The 16,486-nt window shown below is 72.5% G+C and carries 17 protein-coding genes and 1 rRNA gene; 7 read left to right on the forward strand and 11 right to left on the reverse strand.

Going from position 1 to position 16,486, the window contains the following annotated elements:
- From FHU30_RS30980 to FHU30_RS30990, 3 genes are read right to left on the reverse strand one after another with little or no spacing between them, the layout of a single operon-like run.
- Positions 1-915, reverse strand: a complete 915-nt coding sequence (locus FHU30_RS30980) for an ABC transporter permease (protein ID WP_253880505.1) — start codon at positions 913-915, stop codon at positions 1-3.
- On the reverse strand, positions 908-1,837 hold the full coding sequence (locus tag FHU30_RS30985; RefSeq protein ID WP_253880506.1) for an ABC transporter permease: 930 nt from the start codon (positions 1,835-1,837) through the stop codon (positions 908-910). The genes FHU30_RS30980 and FHU30_RS30985 overlap by 8 nt, the downstream gene beginning before the upstream one ends.
- Entirely contained in the window at positions 1,838-3,430 is a 1,593-nt protein-coding gene (locus FHU30_RS30990; RefSeq protein ID WP_253880507.1) for a peptide ABC transporter substrate-binding protein, read from the reverse strand.
- A 119-nt stretch (positions 3,431-3,549) separates the two neighbouring features.
- Here FHU30_RS30990 and FHU30_RS30995 point away from each other — a divergent pair, with 119 nt between their 5' ends.
- The 3 genes from FHU30_RS30995 to FHU30_RS31005 all read left to right on the forward strand — a co-directional run bounded on the left by FHU30_RS30995 (position 3,550) and on the right by FHU30_RS31005 (position 7,086).
- On the forward strand, positions 3,550-4,908 hold the full coding sequence (locus tag FHU30_RS30995; protein ID WP_308211434.1) for a M20/M25/M40 family metallo-hydrolase: 1,359 nt from the start codon (positions 3,550-3,552) through the stop codon (positions 4,906-4,908).
- 98 nt (positions 4,909-5,006) lie between these two features.
- Positions 5,007-5,969, forward strand: a complete 963-nt coding sequence (locus tag FHU30_RS31000) for a hypothetical protein (protein WP_253880508.1) — start codon at positions 5,007-5,009, stop codon at positions 5,967-5,969.
- Between the two features lie 82 nt (positions 5,970-6,051).
- Positions 6,052-7,086: an MBL fold metallo-hydrolase gene (locus FHU30_RS31005; protein WP_253880509.1), complete on the forward strand. Its 1,035-nt coding sequence runs from the start codon at positions 6,052-6,054 to the stop codon at positions 7,084-7,086.
- Positions 7,087-7,139: 53 nt separating this feature from the next.
- On the opposite strand, the gene FHU30_RS31010 is transcribed toward FHU30_RS31005, so the two are convergent.
- Positions 7,140-7,760 (reverse strand): TIGR03086 family metal-binding protein, encoded by a 621-nt coding sequence (locus tag FHU30_RS31010; protein WP_253880510.1) that lies wholly within the window; start codon positions 7,758-7,760, stop codon positions 7,140-7,142.
- A gap of 195 nt (positions 7,761-7,955) precedes the next feature.
- On the opposite strand from FHU30_RS31010, the gene FHU30_RS31015 reads away from it, so the two are divergent.
- Positions 7,956-8,603, forward strand: coding sequence for a pyridoxamine 5'-phosphate oxidase family protein (locus FHU30_RS31015; RefSeq protein ID WP_253880511.1), 648 nt, complete (start codon positions 7,956-7,958; stop codon positions 8,601-8,603).
- Between the two features lie 69 nt (positions 8,604-8,672).
- Here the strand turns inward: FHU30_RS31015 and FHU30_RS31020 are convergent, their stop codons facing one another.
- The 3 genes from FHU30_RS31020 to murA form a co-directional block, all read right to left on the reverse strand.
- Complete coding sequence (locus tag FHU30_RS31020; protein ID WP_253880512.1) at positions 8,673-8,858, reverse strand: DUF5302 domain-containing protein; 186 nt, start codon at positions 8,856-8,858, stop codon at positions 8,673-8,675.
- Between the two features lie 130 nt (positions 8,859-8,988).
- Entirely contained in the window at positions 8,989-10,539 is a 1,551-nt protein-coding gene (locus tag FHU30_RS31025; protein WP_253880513.1) for an FAD-dependent monooxygenase, read from the reverse strand.
- Positions 10,540-10,669: 130 nt separating this feature from the next.
- A complete protein-coding gene (murA, locus tag FHU30_RS31030; protein ID WP_253880514.1) occupies positions 10,670-11,977 on the reverse strand; it encodes a UDP-N-acetylglucosamine 1-carboxyvinyltransferase in 1,308 nt (435 codons plus the stop codon).
- Positions 11,978-12,046: 69 nt separating this feature from the next.
- On the opposite strand from murA, the gene FHU30_RS31035 reads away from it, so the two are divergent.
- The gene (locus tag FHU30_RS31035) at positions 12,047-12,568 is read left to right on the forward strand and encodes a GNAT family N-acetyltransferase (protein ID WP_253880515.1); all 522 of its coding nucleotides are present in this window, start codon (positions 12,047-12,049) and stop codon (positions 12,566-12,568) included.
- A 6-nt stretch (positions 12,569-12,574) separates the two neighbouring features.
- On the opposite strand, the gene FHU30_RS31040 is transcribed toward FHU30_RS31035, so the two are convergent.
- Complete coding sequence (locus FHU30_RS31040) at positions 12,575-13,399, reverse strand: glutamate ABC transporter substrate-binding protein (protein ID WP_253880516.1); 825 nt, start codon at positions 13,397-13,399, stop codon at positions 12,575-12,577.
- Between the two features lie 143 nt (positions 13,400-13,542).
- On the opposite strand from FHU30_RS31040, the gene FHU30_RS31045 reads away from it, so the two are divergent.
- Positions 13,543-14,340: an SAM-dependent methyltransferase gene (locus FHU30_RS31045; RefSeq protein WP_253880517.1), complete on the forward strand. Its 798-nt coding sequence runs from the start codon at positions 13,543-13,545 to the stop codon at positions 14,338-14,340.
- A 3-nt stretch (positions 14,341-14,343) separates the two neighbouring features.
- On the opposite strand, the gene FHU30_RS31050 is transcribed toward FHU30_RS31045, so the two are convergent.
- The gene (locus FHU30_RS31050) at positions 14,344-14,994 is read right to left on the reverse strand and encodes a TetR/AcrR family transcriptional regulator (protein ID WP_253880518.1); all 651 of its coding nucleotides are present in this window, start codon (positions 14,992-14,994) and stop codon (positions 14,344-14,346) included.
- Positions 14,995-15,093: 99 nt separating this feature from the next.
- Between FHU30_RS31050 and FHU30_RS31055 the strand changes: the two genes are divergently transcribed.
- Positions 15,094-15,831, forward strand: a complete 738-nt coding sequence (locus FHU30_RS31055) for an SDR family NAD(P)-dependent oxidoreductase (RefSeq protein WP_301323894.1) — start codon at positions 15,094-15,096, stop codon at positions 15,829-15,831.
- A 131-nt stretch (positions 15,832-15,962) separates the two neighbouring features.
- Here FHU30_RS31055 and FHU30_RS31060 read toward each other — a convergent pair whose 3' ends face one another.
- Positions 15,963-16,202, reverse strand: a complete 240-nt coding sequence (locus FHU30_RS31060; RefSeq protein ID WP_253880520.1) for a hypothetical protein — start codon at positions 16,200-16,202, stop codon at positions 15,963-15,965.
- A 73-nt stretch (positions 16,203-16,275) separates the two neighbouring features.
- Positions 16,276-16,392: ribosomal RNA gene (gene rrf, locus FHU30_RS31065) — 5S ribosomal RNA — on the reverse strand.
- Positions 16,393-16,486 lie beyond the last annotated feature (94 nt).

Below are 16,486 nucleotides of genomic sequence, written 5' to 3' on the forward strand. Positions count from 1 at the left end.
TCATCGCAGTTTCGGGTCCAGGGCGTCGCGCACCGCGTCGCCGAGCAGCAGGAACGACAGCACCGTGGCGGACAGGAACAGCGCCGGGAACACCAGCAGGTGCGGATGGTCCACGACGTAGGACTGGGCCAGGTTCAGCTGGAGCCCCCAGGAGACCTTCGGGTACTGCAGCCCGACGCCGAGGAAGTCCAGCGTCGCCTCACCGGCGATGACGTTGCCGACGTTCAGCGTCGCGACCACGATCACCGGCGCGATCGCGTTCGGCAGCACGTGCCGCGCCATGATCCGCGCGTCGGACGCGCCGAGCAGCCGCGCCGCGCGGACGTAGTCGGCGTCCCGGACCGAGATCACCTGCCCGCGCATGATCCGGACCATGGTCGTCCAGCCGAGCAGCACCAGCACCAGCGTCATCGCGCCGATGCCGTGGCCGGGGAAGGCGACCAGCACGACGGTCGCGCCGAGCACGAACGGCAGCCCGAAGAACACGTCGGTGAGCCGGGCGATGATGGCGTCCACGATGCCGCCGTAGTAGCCGGACAGCAGCCCGAACACCAGCGCGATGAGCAGCGCGAATAGCGTCACGACCAGGCCGATCAGCAGCGTCGGACGGGCGCCGTGCACCACGTGCGCGTAGTAGTCGCACCCGGCGAGGTCGGTGCCGAACCAGTGCGCGCCGGACGGACCCTGCTTGGCCACGTTCGGGTCGCAGTTCTGGTTCACGCCCCGGCTGGTGAACAGCCGCGGGACGGCCGCCATCAGCGCGACCACCACCAGCACCGCCGACGCGGTCCAGAACATCGGGCGGCGGCGCAGGTCGTACCAGGCGTCCCGCCACAGCGACGCGGCGCGGCCCTCGACCAGCCCGCCCGCCTCGGCGACGGCCGCGCCGGTCTCCCCGGACTGCACGTCAGTCATAGCGGATCCTCGGGTCGAGCAGGCCGTAGAGCAGGTCCACGGCGAGATTCACCAGGATGAAGACCAGCACGAGCAGGGTGACCGCGCCGACGACGACCGGCCCCTCCTTCAGCTGGATGGACTGGAACACCTGCTGGCCGACGCCGGGCAGGTTGAAGATGCCCTCGGTGACGATCGCGCCGCCCATCAGCGACCCGAAGTCCACGCCGAGGTAGGTCACGACGGGGATCAGCGAGGTGCGCAGCCCGTGCCGGACGACCACCCGCGTCCGGCTGAGCCCCTTCGCGCGGGCCGTCCGGACGTAGTCGGCGCGCAGGTTCTCCGCCAGGCTCGTCCGGGTGAGGCGCGCGACGTACGACAGCCCGAACGAGCCGAGCACCATGCCGGGCAGCAGGTAGCTGTACGGCCAGCCGTCGTCCACGCCCGCCGACGGGAACACCTTCCAGTGCACCCCGAACAGGATCTGCGCGGTGTACCCGACGACGAACACCGGGACGGCGATGAGCAGCGTCGTCCCGCCGAGGACGAGCGTGTCGGCGAGCTTCCCGCGCCGCAGCCCGGCCCACACGCCGAGCGCGACGCCGAGCACCAGCTCGAAGACCCAGGCGGTGACCGCGAGCTTCGCGGTCACCTCCCAGCGGCCGGTCAGCATGTCGCTGACCTTCTGCCCGTCGTAGTTCTCGCCGAGGTCGCCGTGCACGATCAGCCGCCACATGTACTTGCCGTACTGCTCCAGCAGCGGGTCGTTCAGGTTGTAGCGCTCACGCAGCTCGTGCAGGACGTTCGCCGGGACCGGCTTGTCGCCCGCCATCGCCTGGATGGGGTCGCCGGGGAGGGCGAACACCAGCAGGTAGATCAGCAGGGTCGTGCCGATGAAGACCGGTATCGCCTGCAGCAGCCGCCGCAGCGTGTACCGCCACATCTACTTCTTCACCGTGACCTCGTCCACCAGGAGGCCGAGCGCGAACGGCGTGATGGTGACGTTGTCCACCTTGCTCGACCGCCCGGCCTGGCCCGCCCAGGTCCACAGCGGGATCTGCGGCATCTCCTGGAGCGTGACGTCCTCGGCCTGGTTGTAGTACTTGAGTGCCTCGTCCTGGTTCGCCGCGCCGTTGGCCTTGGCGATCAGCGCGTTGAACTGCGGGCTGTTCCAGCCCATGCGGTTGCCCGGGCCGTACATGTTCTCCAGGTAGTTCTGGGGGCTCGGGTAGTCGGCCTCCCAGTTCTGCCGGTACGGGCCCTTCTCCTGGTGCTTGCGCAGCAGCCCGAAGTAGTCGGACGCGGGGACCTGCCGGAACTGGACGTCGGTGATGCCGAGGTTCTGCTTCAGCGAGTTCGCGACGATCTGCATCCACTGGTAGTACGTCGGCTGCGCGTTGGAGAAGTACAGCTCCATCGAGCCCTTGAACCCGCCGGCCTCCTGGAACAGCTGCTTGGCCTTGGCCGGGTTGAAGGTGCACAGCTCGCCGCACGCGCCCGCGCGGTGGCCCTGGATCGCGGGCGGCAGCACCCCGTCGGCCGGGATGTAGTCGCCGTTGTAGACCGCCTTGTTGATGCCCTGCCGGTCGATCGCCATCGAGATCGCCTGGCGCAGCTTCGGGTTGGCGTAGCGCTGGTCCCACAGCGGGAAGCCGAGGTAGTCGATCGTGCTCTTCTTGTGCGCGATGAACCGGTCGCCGAGCAGCCGCTTCGCCTCGGGCACCTTGGCCGCCGGGATCGTCTGCAGCACGTCGATGCGGCCCGCGCGCAGGTCGGTGTAGGCGGTGTCGGCGCTGGAGTAGCTCTTCCAGGTGATGCCCTTGTTGTGCGGCTTGCGCTGGCCCTGGTAGTCCGGGTACGCCTTCGCCTTGATCGCGATGTTGTGCTGCCAGTTGCCGTCCATCTCGTACGGGCCGTTCCCGATCGGATGGTCGTCGTAGGCCTTCAGGTCCTTGAACGCGGCCTTCGGCATCGGCGCGTACGCCGGGTAGGTCAGCAGGAACGGGAACTGGCTGAACGGCGCGTCGAGCGTCACCTTCAGCGTCGTGTCGTCCACGACCTGGAGGCCGGACAGCTTGTCGGCCTTCGGCTTGGCCTTGGTGTCGGCCGGGTTCAGGTCGGCGTACCCCGCGATGTGCTGGAAGTACTCGTTCGCCTGGGTGGCGTTCGGGCCGTAGGCGGCCCAGTTCCAGGCGTCGGCGAAGCTGGCGGCCGTCACCGGCTCGCCGTTGTGGAACTTCCGCCCCGGCCGCAGCTTGATCGTCCAGACCTTCTGGTCGGTGGAGTCCACCGACTGGGCGGCGAGCGGGTACGGCCTGCCGTCCTTGGTCAGCCCCTCGACGTTGTCGAACAGGTTGGTGATGACGTCGAAGCTGTAGCTGCTGGTGGTGTTGCCGGGGGTGAGGTGGTCGGGTTCGGAGTGCCCCATCGTGAAGGTGCCGTCGCCGGACTTGCCCCCGCCGCCGCACGCCGTGGCGCCGGCCGTGACCGCGAGCAGCACCGCCGCGAGAGTCGCCGTCGTTCTCAGGCCCGTCATGTGCCCCTCCCTCGCGCGTCGTGTTGCGGATGCTTTCGTACCGTTGGAACGATCTCGGTACGCGTCCCCTGGGGGATTCGTCACCGTTTCGAGATCAACTTCACCGGAAGGTCTGCCTCGTGCCAGGATCCGCGACCGACACGAACGCGTCCACGCCCTCTGCCGCATCCGGAAACCCCGCTTCCGCGTCGTCCGAGGTGGGCGCCATCTGCGCCGAACTGCTGCGGATCGACACGACCAACCGGGGCGAGGGCGACGCCGAGGGCGAGCGCGCCGCGGCCGAGTACGTCGCGGAGCTGCTGTCGGACGCCGGGGCCGAGCCGGCCGTGGTGGAGTCCGCGCCGGGACGGGCCAGCACGCTCGTCCGCATCCCGGGCACGGACCCCTCGCACCCGGCGTTCCTGATCCACGGGCACCTGGACGTCGTGCCCGCCGAGGCGTCCGACTGGAAGGTCCACCCGTTCTCCGGCGACGTCGAGAACGGCTGCCTGTGGGGACGCGGCGCGGTGGACATGAAGGGCTCGCTCGCCATGACGCTCGCGGTCGTCCGGCAGCGGCTCCGCGAGGGCCGCCGGACGCGCGGCGACCTGGTGCTGGCGTTCCTGGCGGACGAGGAGTGCACCGGCGACTACGGCTCGCGGTACGTGGTGACCGAGCACGCCGGCTGGTTCGACGGCGTGACCGAGGCGATCAGCGAGTCCGGCGGGTACAGCGTCACCGCCCCGGCGGGCGACCGGATCTACCCGGTCGCGGTCGGCGAGCGCAGCTCGGCATGGATGCGGCTGACCGCGCGCGGCACCGCCGGGCACGGTTCCAAGCCCAACCCTGACAACGCCGTCGCCGAGATCGCGCACGCCGTCTCGCGGCTGGCCGCGTACGAGTGGCCGGTGCGGCTGACCCCGGCCGTCCAGGCGCTGCTCGCGAGCCTCGGCGAGATCCTTGGCGCTCCCATCGACCAGAACCGGCTGGAGACCGAGGCGGCGCGGCTCGGGCAGATCGGCAAGCTGTTCTCTGGAACGATCCGCAACTCGGCGAACCCGACCCGGCTGGACGCCGGCTACAAGGTCAACGTCATCCCCGGTTCGGCGTCGGCGCAGGTGGACGGCCGGTACCTGCCCGGGCTCGGCGAGGAGTTCCTGGACACCGTGGACCGGCTGCTCGGCCCCAAGATCACCCGGGAGTTCATCAACCACGAGGAGGCGCTGCCGGGCGACCCGTCCGGGCCGACCTTCACCGCGCTCGCGGACGCGCTGCGCGCCGAGGACGAGGCGGCCCGGCCCGTCCCGTACGTGATGGCGGGCGGGACGGACGGCAAGTCGTTCGCGCGGCTCGGCATCCGCAGCTTCGGCTTCGCGCCGCTGATGCTGCCGTCCGACCTGGACTACCAGGCCATGTTCCATGGCGTGGACGAGCGGGTCCCGCTGGCGGGGCTGGAGTTCGGCACCCGCGTCCTGGACCGGTTCCTCGACACGCGCTGACCGCGCTCGCCGACCGGAGCCCGCGTCCCGGAAGCCGCCGACCGGAGCCCGCGTCCCGGAAGCCGCTGAGCGGGCCCCGGGCGGGGTATCGACCTGGGGTGGATCTCACCAGCGCCGCGCGGAAGCTCTACGGGGTGGCCCCCGAGGAGTTCACGGCCGCGCGCCAGGAACTCGTCAAGGCGGCGCGGCAGGAGGGCGACGCCGCTCTCGCCAAGCAGGTCGGGGCGCTGCGCCGTCCGACCGCGTCGGCGTGGGCGGTGAACCTGCTGTCCCGCGAGTCCGCGCCGGAGCTCGACCGGCTCCTGGACACCGGGGCCGACCTGCGGGAGGCGTGGTCGGCGGGCCGGTCGATCGGCGGGCTGGAGCAGCGCCGAGGCGAGCTGGTCGACCTGCTCGTCCGGACCGCGCGCCGCCTGGCCGCGGAGGCCGGTCGGCCGCTGCGCGACCCGGCCGTCCGCGAGGTGGAGGACACGCTGCACGCGGCGACGGTGGATCCGGACTCGGCCGAGCAGGTCCGCGAGGGCGCGCTGACGCGTCCGCTGAGCCATTCGGGGTTCGTCCCGGCGGGTTTCGCGCTCGCTGCCCCCGTCCCGTCCGAGGACGACCAGGCCGCCGCACCTTCAAAGAAGGCGGCCTCGAAGGGCGCGACGGCACGGCCTGCGAAGCGGAGTGAGGCGGCCTCGTCCGGCAGGAAGCGCGCGGCGGGGGCGGACTCGGCTCCGGTGCGCAACCCGTCCGCCGAGCGGGAGAAGTCCCGGGTCGCCGAGCGGCGGGAGGAGCGGGCCCGGGAGCGGGCCGCGGCGGCGAAGCGGGCCGAGGAGGCCGAGCGGCGCGCGGAGAAGGCCGAGCGGCTGCTGGAGTCGCGCGAGGCGGAGGCCGATGACGCGTACCGGGAGCTGGACGCGGCCGAGACCGAGGTGGAGCGGCTGCGAGCCGACCTCGACGCGGCCGAGCACCGCCGTGACCAGCTGCGACGCCGGGCCGAGCGGGCGGAGAAGCGGCGCGCGCAGGCCGCCGGCGCGGCGGCGCGGGCGCGCTCCGCATCGGACAATTCGGGATAATCACCTACCCCGGCGGTCGGACCGGGCGCCACCATGCAGTAGGTTCGGGACCGAACGAGATTCGGGACCCGAGGGGGAGCAGGTGGCGGAACCGCTGACGGAGCAGCCCGCGGACTGGACCGAGCCGGGCGCCCATCCGGTCGCGGCGGGCGTGCACCGGATCCCCCTGCCGCTGCCCGTCGCGTCCCTGCACGCGGTCAACGTGTACGTGATCGAGGAGCCGGACGGCCTGGTCGTGGTCGACTCCGGCTGGGCCATGCCGGACAGCCGGGCGGCCCTGACCGGCGCGCTCCGCACCCTCGGCCACCGCATCGAGGACGTGTCCCAGTTCCTGGTCACGCACGCGCACTGGGACCACTACTCCCAGGCCCTCGCGCTGCGCGCCGAGTTCGGCGGCCGGGTCCGGATCGGCCGCGGCGAGCGCACCTCGATCGAGGCGTTCGACGTCCGGCGCGGCCTGCACCCGCGGCAGGCGGACCTGCTGCGCCGCTGCGGCGCGGACGCCATCGCCGACGAGATCGCGCGGCTCGGCGTCAACACCGAGGAGCGCGACCTCCCGCACACCCTGCCGGACGCGTGGCTCGACGACGGCGAGAAGGTCGCGCTGACCCGCCGCTCGCTCGACGTCTTCGCCACCCCCGGGCACACCCGCGGCCACATCGTGCTCCGCGACGCCGCCGCCGGGCTGCTGTTCGCGGGCGACCACGTGCTCCCCCACATCAGCCCGTCCCTGGGCCTGGAGACCGAGCCGGAGCCCAAGCCGCTGCGCAGCTACCTGGCCTCGCTCCGCCTCGTCCGGGACATGCCGGACACGCTCCTGCTGCCCGCGCACGGCCCGGTCACCGCCAGCGTCCACACCCGCGTGGACGAGCTGCTGCACCACCACGAGCAGCGCCTCGACACCGCCGCCGGGCACGTCCGGGCGGGCTGCGCGACCGCCTACGAGGTCGCCGCCGCGATGCCCTGGACGCGGCGGCAGCGGAAGCTGGACGACTTGGACGTGTTCAGCCGGATGCTGGCCGTCCTGGAGATCGACGCGCACCTGGACGTCCTCACCGACCAGGGCGTCCTGGTCGCGCACGAGACGAACGGCGTCCGCCAGTACGCCGCGTCCTGACCACCGAGGCAGGCGCCCGAGCAGGCGCCGGGCGGGCGTTCGGGCGCGGGCGGTCAGGCGCGGGGGTCGCGGCCCAGGTAGGCGACGAGCAGGTCGCCCGGATCGGTGGCGTCCGGCACCGGGACGGGCGGCGCGAACAGCGATCCGCGCGCGTCCAGCGGGACGAGGCGCGGCGCGTACCGCAGCAGCCGCAGAGCGAGCCCGGCCGGGATTGGCTGCCGCGCGCCCGTCGCCCGTCCGACGTCCCAGCCGTGCACGGCCAGTTCCATCGCGGCCGCCACGGCCAGGTCGGCCCGCGCCAGCACGCGGTCCCCGATCGCGACCACCGCGACGTCCCCGCGCACCTGCACCAGCCGCGCGATCCCGTCCCGGACCGCGTCGAGCGGGTCCGCCCGCTCCAGCGGGGTGCCGTGCGCCGCCTCCCGCATCCCCGGCGGGGCGACGACCCCGCCGATCAGCGCCTCGGTGAGCGCCGCCACCGACTCCTCCAGATGCCACAGAAGGGCTCTCAGGTCCCACTCCGCACAGGGTGTCGGACGGCCGAGCATGCCGGAGTCGGCCTCGTCCAGGACGGCAAGGGCGTACGTCGCGCCGCGCGCCAGCAGCGCCGCGGCGTCCGCGCCCTGCCTGCGCGCCGTGTCCGTGAACCGGCCGTGCCCACCGCTCGCCGCCATGCGCACCCCCTTCGCCCGATGTGACCGCCGGGACGCGGGGAATTCATCGACCTGACGCGATTTCGGCGCGCCTCCGCAACCTCGGAGAAGGCCGATGTGCCTCACCGCCCCCTGGCCGCCCCACCCCGACGAATGGGACGTCTTGGGCGTCTCATTAGGCTGGAGGTCCCTCCGGGCTCCAGGAAGGACCACCCCATGGCCGAGCAGACCGACACCGCCGCGCGCGTCGAGCTCACCTCCCCGGACGAGCTGCGCGAACTGCTCGGGGAGGTGAAGCCGCGCGCCCGCGACAAGGAGCGCCCGCGCCTGCACCCCCACGACCGGGCCTGGCTCGCCGCCTCGCCGTTCTGCCTGATCGCGACCAGCGACGCCGAGGGCAACTGCGACGTCTCCCCCAAGGGCGACCCCGCCGGGCAGCTGGCGCACGTGCTGGACGACACCACGATCGCGATCGCCGAGCGGCCCGGGAACCGGCGCGCCGACGGCTACTTCAACGTGCTGTCCAACCCGCACGCGGGCCTGCTGTTCCTCATCCCCGGCCGGAACGAGACGCTGCGGATCAACGGCAGGGCGCGGCTGCTGCGCGACGCGCCCTACTTCGACGACCTGGTCGTCAAGGGGCACCGGCCGATCCTGGTGCTGGAGCTCGCGATCGAGACGATCTTCTTCCACTGCGCGAAGGCGTTCCTGCGCTCGGAGCTGTGGACGCCCGGGACCTGGAACCCCGGCGTGCTGCCGTCGCACGCCCGGATCACCAAGGACGTCATGGCGACGCCCGAGTCGGTGGAGGAGCTGGAGGCCTACTACGGGGCGTCCTACGCCGAGCAGCTCTACAAGTGCTAGCGGGGGCCCTCGCCGGGCTCCGGTGGTCGCCGGCCCCCGCGTGGTCCGCGGGGGCCGCCGCCCCGGTCGTCAGCCGCTCTTGCGGCGGAACTGGCGCTGGTGGTCGGCGCGTTCGTGGACGCCCCTGACCTTGGACCCCGCACCGCCGCCGTTCTTACCCCGGCTCGCGGACGCGGCGCGCTTGCGCTCCAGGGCCTCCCGGAACCTGCGCTTGACCTCGTCGTCGCCGGCTTCGGACTCCGTCGAGTCGGCCATGTGGACCTCCACCTCTCGTAGGGCGGTTCCAAGCCTCGCACGTCCGGGGACTCCCCGTGATTCCGGGCCGTCCGCTTTCAGCTGAGCGGCCGCTCCCGCCCCGGCCGCTCCAGGCCCGCTCAGGGGTCGCTCAGGGGTTCCGGCCCTGGTCGTTCCCGTGCAGGTGAGCGCGCGCGCCGTGGCGGTCCGCCGGCCCGTGGGCGTGCCCGTGCTCGGCGGGCGGGCCGCACCACTTCTCCAGCGCCTCGCGGATTTCGGGCGCGCGCCTTTCCGGGGCGGTCTCGTCCGTAGCCCAGGCGACGTAGCCGTCCGGCCGGACCAGCGCGGTCGTGCGCGTCGCCCCGCCCGCCGGGACGCACCGGACGCGGTCGGCCCAGTTCCGGGTGGCCAGGTAGGTGACCGCCGGGTCGTTCGCGGCGACGACCAGCACGAACCGGCCGTCCCGGAGCGCCTCGTGCAGTCGTCCGCCGCCGCCCAGCCGGACGTCGGGGGCGCGCTTGCCGATCAGCCGGTGCGCACCGCGCGGCGCGGGGTAGGCGATGTCGATCCCGGACAGGAAGCCCGCCATGCGCCGCGCGGCCGGGGGCGTCCGGGTCACCGCCCTCAGCAGGACGGACCGCCCGAGCCGGACCGCGCGCCGCTCCACGAGCACCCCGCGCAGCAGCGTGCCGCTGACCCGCAGGACCAGGCGGCCGACCGGGTGCCGCTCCTCGTTGTAGCTGTCCAGCAGCCAGGACGGCGCGTGCCCCCGCAACTGCGCGGCGAGCTTCCAGCCGAGGTTCGCCGCGTCCTGCAGCCCGGTGTTCATGCCCTGGCCGCCGACCGGGGAGTGCACGTGCGCGGCGTCCCCGGCGAGGAACACCCGGCCCATCCGGTAGCGCGGCGCCTGCCGCTCGTCGCTGTGGAACCGCGACGTCCAGCGCGGCTCGCCCATCCCGTGGTCGGTGCCGAAGACGCGGCGGAGCACCCCGCGCAGCTCCTCGACGTCCACCGGCGCCGAGTCGGGGAGCTGGCGCGCCCGGTTCCAGCCGATCACCCGGTACCAGCCGTCCCCGAAAGGCGCGATGAACCCGAACGCGTCGCCCGAGGCGCCCACGGTCAGCACCTCGTCCGGCGGGTCGGCCAGCCGCACGTCCGCGAGCATCACCGACCGGACCGCCGACTCCCCGGGGAACAGCATCCCGATCTGCTCGCGGACGGTGCTGTGCACGCCGTCCGCGCCGACCACGTACGCGCCGCGGATGCTCTGCTCCCGCCCGTCCAGCCGGTACCGCACCTCGACGGACAAGCCGTCCTGCCACAGCGCGACGACCTCAGCGCCGCGGATGATCTCGGCGCCCGCCGCCAGGGCCCGCTCTTCAAGCACCTTCTCGGTCTCGTACTGCGGCGTGACCAGCACGAACGGGAACCTTGTCGGCAGCCCGGACAGGTCGAGCCGGGCGCCGCCGGGCAGCCGCAGCCGCCCGACCCGGCGGCCGGTGGCCAGCAGCTCGTCGGCGACGCCGCGCTGGTGCAGCGTCTCCAGCGTCCGGGCGTGGACGGCGAACGCGCGCGTCAGGTTCGGGACGTCCGCGCGCCGCTCCAGCAGCGTGCAGTCCACTCCGGCGGCGGCCAGGTCCCCGGCGAGCAGCAGCCCGGTGGGCCCGGCCCCCACGATCACCACGTTCTCTTCGCCGGTCATGGCGGCGCCCCTCTCCAGTGGAGTCCGGTGCCGGAGACCCTTCCCCGTAACGCCCGTCCTCACCGCCCCGGAGAGGGATCACCCCGTCCATGACCGCACACGGCCGCCGTCCTGCCGGCCGGGCGCGGCGTCAGGCCTCGCGGGCGCGCAGGTTGAGGCCCAGGGCGCGGAACTGCTCGACCGGGTGGTGGTAGCCGCGCTCGATGTGGTGGACGCCGCGCAGCGTGGACGGCCCCTCCGCGACGGCCGCCGCGAGGACGGCGGAGAACCCGGCGCGGATGTCGGGCATCGTCACGTCGCCGCCGCGCAGCTTGGTCACGCCCCGCACGACCGCCGAGTGCAGCGCCGCCGTGTCGTGGTACCGGCAGGCCGGGCCGCCGAGGCAGGTGTCGTAGACCTCGATCTCCGCGCCCATGCTCTGCAGCGCCGGGACGTAGGCCAGCCGGTTCTCGTACACGGTCTCGTGCAGCACCGACATGCCGTCCGCCTGGGTGAACAGCACCATCAGCGGCGTCTGCCAGTCGGTCGCGAACCCGGGGTGGGTGTCGGTCTGCACCGCGGCGGGCCGCAGCCCCTGCGGCGCGGACGCGGTGATCCACTCGTCGGTGATCTCGAACCGCGCGCCCATCCGGTCCAGCGTGGTGATCGCGGTGACCAGGCGGTCCTGCGGGCAGCCGTGCACCCGCACCTCGCCGCCGGTGACCAGGCCCGCGACCAGGTAGGAGAACGCCTCGATCCGGTCGCCCGCCAGCCGGGTGCGGGCGCCGCTCAGCCGCGGCACGCCCTCCACCACGATCCGCCGGTCCGGCGCGAACGAGATCCGCGCGCCCATCCGCTGCAGGTACAGCGCCAGCTCGATGATCTCCGGCTCGGTCGCGGCGTTGCGGATCACCGTCTTGCCCTCGGCCCGGACGGCCGCCAGCAGCACCGTCTCGGTCGCGCCGACGCTCGGGTAGGGCAGCGTGATCCGGGTGCCGACCAGGCGGCTCGCGCGGGCGTGGATGCCGTCCTCGGCGATCTCCACCTCGGCGCCGAACGCGCGCAGCGCGTCCACGTGGAAGTCCACCGGCCGGCGGCCGATCGGGTCGCCGCCGACCAGCGGGACGAACGCCTCCCCGGCCAGGTGCAGCAGCGGGCCGAGCATCAGGATCGGGATCCGGTTCAGCCCGGTGAACGCCTTGGGCACGTTCGGCTCCGCGACCGGCCCGGGCACGATCGTGATCTCCCCGTCGGCGCGCTCGACGCGCATCCCGAGGCCCTCCAGCATCGCGCCGGTGATGCCGACCTCGCCGACGTCGGGCGCGTTGGTGATGGTGCTGGGCCCCTCCCCCAGCATCGCCGCGACCATGTGCTTACTGACCGCGTTCTTGGCCCCGCGCACGGTGACGTCGCCGCGCAGCGGCCCGGACGGCTCGATCTCCCATACCTTCTCGCTCACCCGAGCAGCCTATGACCGACCTCCGGGACGTCCAACCCGAACGCACCGAAGGTCGGTTACCGTCCCGTTATGGATCTCACGTCCCTCCGCCTCCGGCCCGTCCGCGAGGACGACCTTCCCTTCCTGGAGCCCTTCTTCTCCGATCCGCTGGTCGCGGGCGAGTTCGGCTGGCACGGCTTCGCCGACGGCCGCCGCTGGAGCCGCCTCTGGCAGGAGACCGGGCTGCTGGACGACGAGCGCAGCGTCCTGCTGGTGGTGAGCGGCGACGAGCGCCTCGGCTTCGTCGCCTGGTCCAAGGTCATCGCGACCCGGATCACACACCACTTCAGCTTCGGCATCGGCCTGCACCCGGGCCACCGGGGCAAGGGCGTCGGCACCGAGGCCCAGCGGCTGCTGATCCGCTACCTGTTCGCCTACAGCCAGGTGCACCGGCTGGAGGCCGACACCGAGGTGGACAACGTCGCCGAACAGCGCGCGCTGGAGAAGCTCGGCCTGACCCGCGAGGGGGTCATGCGCCAGGTCGCCTTCCGCGACGGCGCGTGGCGCGACGGGGTCCGCTACGCCATCCTCCGCACCGACCCGCAGCCCTGACGGCTCTCAGGAGCAGCCCTGGAACTCCGGCACCGTGCCGGCCAGGTTCGTCAGGCCGGACGCCCCGAACCACTTGCGCAGCAGGCGCGGCGCGGTGCCGTCCTGGTACAGCCGCGTGATCGCCTTGTTGACCGCCTCGCAGCCGTCCACGTCGCCCTTGCGCAGGCCGACCCCGTAGGGCTCCTCGGTGAAGGGGCGGTTCAGGATCCGCACCGAGCCGCCGTTCTGCGCCGCGAACCCGGCGAGCACGAGGTCACCTGTCGAGACGGCGTCCAGCGAGCCGTCCAGCAGCCCCTTCACGCACGCCGAGTACGACCGCTCCCGGACGAGCGTCGCGTCGATCCCGAGCCCCCGGACCACGCGGGACGTCGAGACCGACCCGCTCGCCTCGCACATCCGCCGCCCGGCCAGGTCCCGGACGCCCCGGATCCGCCGCTCGCCCGACCTGACCATGATGTCCTGGTGCGCCACGTAGTACGGCCCCGCGAAGGTCACCTTCGTCGAGCGCTCCGCGGTGATCGAGTACGACGCGAGCACCAGGTCGACCTTGTGCGCGTTCAGCAGCGCCTCGCGGTCGTCGGAGGTCACCTCCGCGTACCGGACGCGCGTCGCCCCGACCCGCCTGGCGATCTCCCCGCCCAGCTCCACCTCGAACCCGCTGAACACGCGCCTGCCGGCATCGGCGAGACCGAGCCCCGGCTGGTCCGCCTTCACCCCGACGACCAGCGTCCGCTTCGCCGCGACGGAGCCGTCCGTCGCCGCGTCGGCCGCGCATCCCGCCAACCCCGTTGCGAGCACCGCCGCGGCGGCGACCCGTAGGACAGATGTCACCTCCCTACGTCTAACGGGCGGACGCGTCCACTCCGTGAACACCGGGCGAGATGTGGGGGTTGCCGACGGAAACTCACCCTCCCCGGCGGCTCCGCGTATACGATCTCCCGGACGGTCCGTGGCGGGGAAACGAGGTTCGGCCGATGTCAGCGGAGTGGGTGCCCCAGGGCATCGACACGAGCAGGCCGAGCGTCGCTCGCGTCTACGACGTCGCCCTCGGCGGCAAGGACAACTTCGAGGTCGACCGCGCCGTCGCCCGCCGCCTCCAGGAGGGCCTCCCGGAGATCATGAGCATGGCCCGGGTGAACCGCGCCACGCTCGGCCGCGGCGTCCGGCTGATGGCCGAGCGCGGCATCCGGCAGTTCCTCGACCTCGGCGCGGGCCTGCCCTCGGCGGACAACACCCACCAGGTCGCCCAGCGGATCGTCCCCGAGTCCCGCGTGGTCTACGTCGACAAGGACCCGATCGTCCTCGCCCACGGCCGCGCCCTGCTCGCCGACAACGACCACACCGCGGTGATCACCGCCGACCTGCGCGAGCCGGCCGCGGTCCTCGGGCACCCCGAGGTCGCCCGCCTGATCGACTTCTCCGAGCCGGTCGGCGTGCTGTTCGTCGCGATCCTGCACCACCTGCACGACGACGAGGACCCCAAGGGCATCGTGGACGCCTACATGTCCGCCGTCCCGCCGGGCAGCCACCTGTTCGTCTCGCACTTCTGCGACTTCGGCCCGCTGTCGCAGGAGCTGCAGCGCCGCTTCCTGGACCTCCTCGGCACCGGCCGGTTCCGCACCGCCGCCGAGATCACCGCCTTCTTCGACGGCTACGACCTCCTGCCGCCCGGTGTCGTCCCGAACCCCCTCTGGCACCCGGACGAGCCCCCGCCCGCGGACCTGTCCCTGGCCCAGCAGATGCACTACACGGGCATGGCCCGCAAGCCCTGACCCTCACCCCCGGCGCCGGCGCCCCCGCTCCGCGACCTGCGCGAGCTCCTCGGCGGTCAACGCGGGCACCCCGCCCGGCCGCGCCGCCTCCGGACGCAGCCCGTCCAGGACGAACCCCAGGCACCGCCGCCACGCGCCCGGCGCGACCTCCAGGCTGTCCCCGATCACGCGCGACATCCCCAGCACGAGCAGCGCCACATCGGTCGCCTCGAAGTCCGCCCGCAGCACCCCGGCGTCCCGCGCCCGCCCGATCACCAGCCCGAGGTCCCGCATCCCCCGCCCGCACGCCTCCTCCATGCCCGCGGCGGCCGGGAACATCGAGGCCAGCGCCTCGTTCAACCCCAGATCCGCGGCCTGAAGCTCGAACAGACCCTCCACGAACAGCACGAAGCCGTTCCACGGGTCCGGATCGGCCAGCGCCTCCGCCGCGACACGGTCCAGCGCGCCGAGACGCTCCCGGAAGACCGCATCGACCAGGTCGTCCCGCGTCGGGAACCGGTTGTACAGCGTCCCGATGCTGACCCCCGCCCGCCGCGCCACATCCTCCAGCGGAGCCCCCAGCCCCCGCTCGGCGAACACCTCCGCCGCGGCCGCCACCAGCCTGTCGCGATTCCGCCGGGCGTCCGCCCGCAGCGGCCGGGATTCCGTAGTCATGACGGCCACCCTACAAACCTGAGACCGCCCTCAACTTCGTGCTACCGTCCTCTCTAACTTGAGACTCACCTCAAGTTAGCCGCCTGGAAGGGATCACGGATGCCAGGTCACGTTGACGGAACGGCCGTCGTCCTCGGAGTCGGACCAGGGCTCGGAATGTCGATGGCACACAGGCTCGGCCGCGGGGGCCACACGCTCGCCCTCGTCTCCCGCACCCCTGAGCGCCACACCGGGTACATCGACGAGCTGGCCGGCGCGGGGATCAAGGCCGTCTCATTCACAGTGGACGTCCGCGACACCGCACGCCTCGCAGCGACGCTGTCCACGATCAGCGCCCAGCTGGGACCGGTGAACGTCCTCTACTACGGCCCAGGCTCGGTCAGCGACACCGATGCACGCCCCAAGCCGATCACCGACATCTCCGGCAAGGACGTCGAGGAGGCGATGACCTTCGTCCACCCGGCCCTGGAAGCCGTCCAGGCCGTCCTCCCCGGCATGCGGGCCCGCAAGTCCGGCGCCCTGCTGTTCGCCGGCGGCCTGAGCTCCGTACTGCCACTTCCAGCCCTGGGCGCATACGCCCTCTCGTTCGCCGCACTCCGGAACTACGCCCTCACGCTCAACGCGGCCCTGACGGAGGACGGCGTGTACGCCGGGACGCTCACCATCGGCGGCCTCGTCGAGCGCGGCGACATCCACCGCTTCGTCGCCGCCCACCCCGACCGCTACGGCGACCTGACCGCAAAGACCCTGAGCCCTGACGACATCGCGGCCGAGGCCTGGTCAATGATCACCACCCGAACCCGCGCCGAGACCGTCTTCAACGCCCTCACCCCCTGAGCAGAAACCCCCGCGGCCGCTCTCAGTACGGCGCCTCCACCAGCTCGCCGATCACCTGCAGCCCGACCTTGTCCGCCAGCCACGGAGCTCGCTCGGCCTCGACCTGCTTGACGTGGACGAACACCGTGTGATCATTCGCAGGCTCCATAAGGTCGAGATCCCGCGTGCCACTCGGCCTCCGGGAGGACGGCCGACAGCGCCGCAAGCGACTCGACCGACGTGACCCGCACGTCGAAGTCGACCTCAAGACCACTCAGGTCGGCGATCTCCAGTAGCCGCTCCACGACGGCTAGTCCTTCGGAGAGGTCCGCTGTTCTCAGAACAGGCTGCGCATAGGAGTTGGACACGCCGATCAGCATGCCACCGAACAAGGCCGACCAGCATGCCTTGCCCGTGAAATGCGAAAGGCCCCGCCATGAAAATGGCGGGGCCTTTCTAAGAAATGTCCGGCGGCGTCCTACTCTCCCACACAGTCTCCCATGCAGTACCATCGGCGCTGAGGGGCTTAACTACCGGGTTCGGGATGGGACCGGGTGTTTCCCCCTCGCCATAACCACCGAACGATCAACGCACACACCCCAAGAGGGTGCGGCAAGTCTCGTCCGAGCCAGGCTCGGCATATTCTGTTGTACGGTACCCGTTTGCTTTCTGGGAA

The sequence above is a fragment of the Actinomadura rupiterrae genome (assembly GCF_024172125.1).
Lineage (GTDB): Bacteria > Actinomycetota > Actinomycetes > Streptosporangiales > Streptosporangiaceae > Spirillospora > Spirillospora rupiterrae.